The following is a 3198-nucleotide window of genomic DNA, read 5'->3' on the forward strand; positions in this document are numbered from 1 at the left end:
GAGTGCAATCAACGTCAGGTCGCTGGCTGGAGAGAACTCGCTGTGCTCTGCGGGAGTGGTATCGATGAACCAGCCATACCCGGCGGCGTTGACGTCGATGTAAATAGTACCGGCAGCGGCGCGGCCCAGGGTCTCATCTGCAAGATCAACGACTTTGATGTCGATCTCTGAGAGTGTTTGCTGCTGTGCCGGGGAGAGTTGCGGACTGATCTCTGCAACGGTCGCTCCCAGCAGACTCTCGGCGGTTGTTTGCTGGATGGTGGTTGCGGTTTGTGATGGTGGCGGTGCGGGAGCGACCGTTAATAGTTGATTCCAGGCATCGGGATAATTCTCAGGATAGGTTACCAGTTCTGGACCGGATTTACGCTTACCGTAGTTAGACGCGAACAGCAGCAGATCCTGAAAGCTGACCCGGTCATCCTGGTTGTAATCAGCAAACCAGGCGTAGTCGGAGGAGGACTCGCTGGGCTTCTGCTGGTAAACGGCTGCAAACCGCAGGAGATCATTGAAATTGATCGCCCCGTCATCGTTGAGGTCATATGGGTTGGCATAGATCTGTGTTGCGGGATCCACTCCCTGGACCTCATCACTTTCTGTACCATCAGAAAACAGGATATTGGAATTCTCAATAAAGAACGTGGGAGTTTGCGGATTCAAATTCTGATTTGCCAGATCCAGATCGACTTCATCATCGGCTGTTGACTCAAAATGGATACGTGCAAACAGAACGTAGCGTTCAGCACCGACTGCGGTCAAAACGGTCTCTGCGGAGAGGTTTTCAACAACACCTATCTGATCATTTAAAGTTCCGGACTGTTTTATCGTGAATGCAGACCCATATTCAATAGCCGTTGCTGTGATAATGGTCGTATCGTAATTCAGATCAAAGGATGCCGATAGAATTCCCAGGTCTGGTGCAGGTGAGGGTGAACTGATCCAGATATCGAGCCAGAAATCCCCCCACTCATCAATCGATCCAAGATTTTCATTTAGAACAGTACGTTCTCCATTTCCAGATGTTAAGGTTTCCCGATTCACAATCCGAAAATCGATTTGTGTTAAGCGGAACTCATAAGCTCCAATGTCAATATTTTCACCAACAACTCGTTGATAACCGGAACCTCGCTGATCGTTGGTTATTATTCCAATTCTCGCAGTGCTCGCTGCATATTTATTGCCTGCATCAATTGCGGAACTTCCAAATAACAGCGCATGGGTTTGGGTTGGACCGCCATTATCTCGCAACTCCGGATCAACCAATCCTTCAAGGCTTCGATTGAGAATATTATTACTCCCTGTATTACTTCGAAAAGCACTTCCATTGATCTCACCTGAGACATTTCCTGCCAGAATGCTATTTGAGAGAATGAATTCATCACCAAAAGATAATTGATTGACACTGATGCCTCCCCCGCCATTATTAGCAATGTTCGAGACGACCGTGCAGTTCACAATTGATACAAAAGAAGTAAAAGATGCTGAGATAGCGCCTCCACTCGTATACGAACTATTTTCGGAAAAAGTACTATTGTAAACTTTGAGACTGTCACCACGGCTAGAGAGAGCACCACCTTGGAACCCTGCATCGTTTTCAGCGAATGTTGAACCAGAAATTAAAAGAGTATTACTGCATAGAACTGCTCCTCCACTTTCATCCGAAACGTTACGATAAAAGGAGCATTCCTGTATGATTAATTCGCCTAGAGTGTTTATCGCCCCACCATCAGCATCGGCGATATTATGAATAAAGGTACTGGTTTTTATCTCAAGCGTATACCATTTTTGCTTATGGAAAGAGTGAACCGCCCCTCCAAATCCTCCGGCATAATTATCAGTAAACTGGCAGTCTTCAACTACAGACTTATAACTATTAGCGTAGTAATAGATTGCACCACCATGTAGATCAGTAGCACGATTCTCGGTGAAAACACAATTCCTGATTGTGAACGGGCATAGATCGATCCTAATCGCGCCTCCTGATCGTGCAATATTCGATCTGAAAATTGTATTAGTTATTGAAACGTTAGAAGCCTCACTGACGTAGATTCCTCCCCCTGTATAGTCAGCTTTATTTCCAGCGAACTCAGAATCTGCTATGGTAAGGGAACCTCCCGATTGGTAGATCCCACCACCATCTCCCAAAGTTCCCCCTCCAAGAGTCATGTTCCCAAAAAAATATGAATGACCTAAAGTAAGGTTTCCCCCATCATTGTAAATTCCTGCTCCGTTGTATCGAGTCGATGTATTTCCAGTCAGATTGACTCCCATCAGAGTAAGCGTTTCCGCATTATAAATTGCCCCGCCTGTTTCAGCCGAGCCATTTGAAAGTGTTAGCTCACTAATAGCAACAGTGATAGCAGTTAAGTCATCACGATCATCTACATTAAAAATTCGTCCGTCACTATCTCCATCCAGATTGAGTTGATCGGCCCCCAACCCGGTAATCGTCAGGTCGTCGGAAATCACCAGTTCGTCGGTGAGGACTACAGACTGCCCCGCGAGAGAGGCGTCAAACGTAATCGTATCTGCCCCTTCGTTCGCGTTGGCCTGTTCGATGGCGTCGCGGAGACTGCCTGCGCCGGAGTCATTGGTATTCAGGACCGTGAAGGCAGTCAACAGCGTACGGTCTTCCAGCGTCTCGGCCACAGTTGAGATTGCCAGCCGTGAGGCTGGGGAACCATGTTGCTGGATTCGTTTACCTCGCCGGCGGGTTTTTTGATTTTGTCTGTTCCGAAATTGCCGTGTGAGTCGAGGCAGCCAGAGTGATGGAGACATGGTCTGATAATCTATAATAATCGGGGTAAGGACAGATTCAGAGGAATAGGACCAGTTTAGCAAACATCACATATGAATACCAATGCCATCTGAACACAAATGAAGTATCAGAAGCTCGAAAAACGAGCATCCCTGATTTAAAACGGACCGAGTTCGGTATTGTCGGCGAGTGAGCCGAAGAACTCATCTGTGGCGGATTCCCAGTCGGCAAGGTAGCGAACGCCGGACGCCAGTGTTTCCTGCATCAGACCGTTGGTGTCATGCTCATAGCCGAGCAGGTGACCGAGTTCATGCAGGATCACGGTGCGGAGATCGATCAGACTGGCGGCTTCACTGTCAGGGAGTGCAATCAACGTCAGGTCGCTGGCTGGAGAGAACTCGCTGTGCTCTGCGGGAGTGGTATCGATGAACCAGCCATACCCG

2 protein-coding genes are annotated in these 3198 nt (G+C 47.9%); both read right to left on the reverse strand.

What is annotated here, in order from left to right; genetic code table 11:
* Window positions 1–2646 (reverse strand): choice-of-anchor Q domain-containing protein (locus RID21_RS09075; protein WP_350188318.1); only part of this gene is annotated, 2646 nt, incomplete at its 3' end.
* A gap of 266 nt (window positions 2647–2912) precedes the next feature.
* Window positions 2913–3198, reverse strand: a 286-nt coding sequence (locus tag RID21_RS09080; protein WP_350188319.1) for a matrixin family metalloprotease, incomplete at its 5' end; no start/stop codon positions are given.

The sequence above is a fragment of the Gimesia sp. genome, assembly GCF_040219335.1.
GTDB lineage: Bacteria > Planctomycetota > Planctomycetia > Planctomycetales > Planctomycetaceae > Gimesia.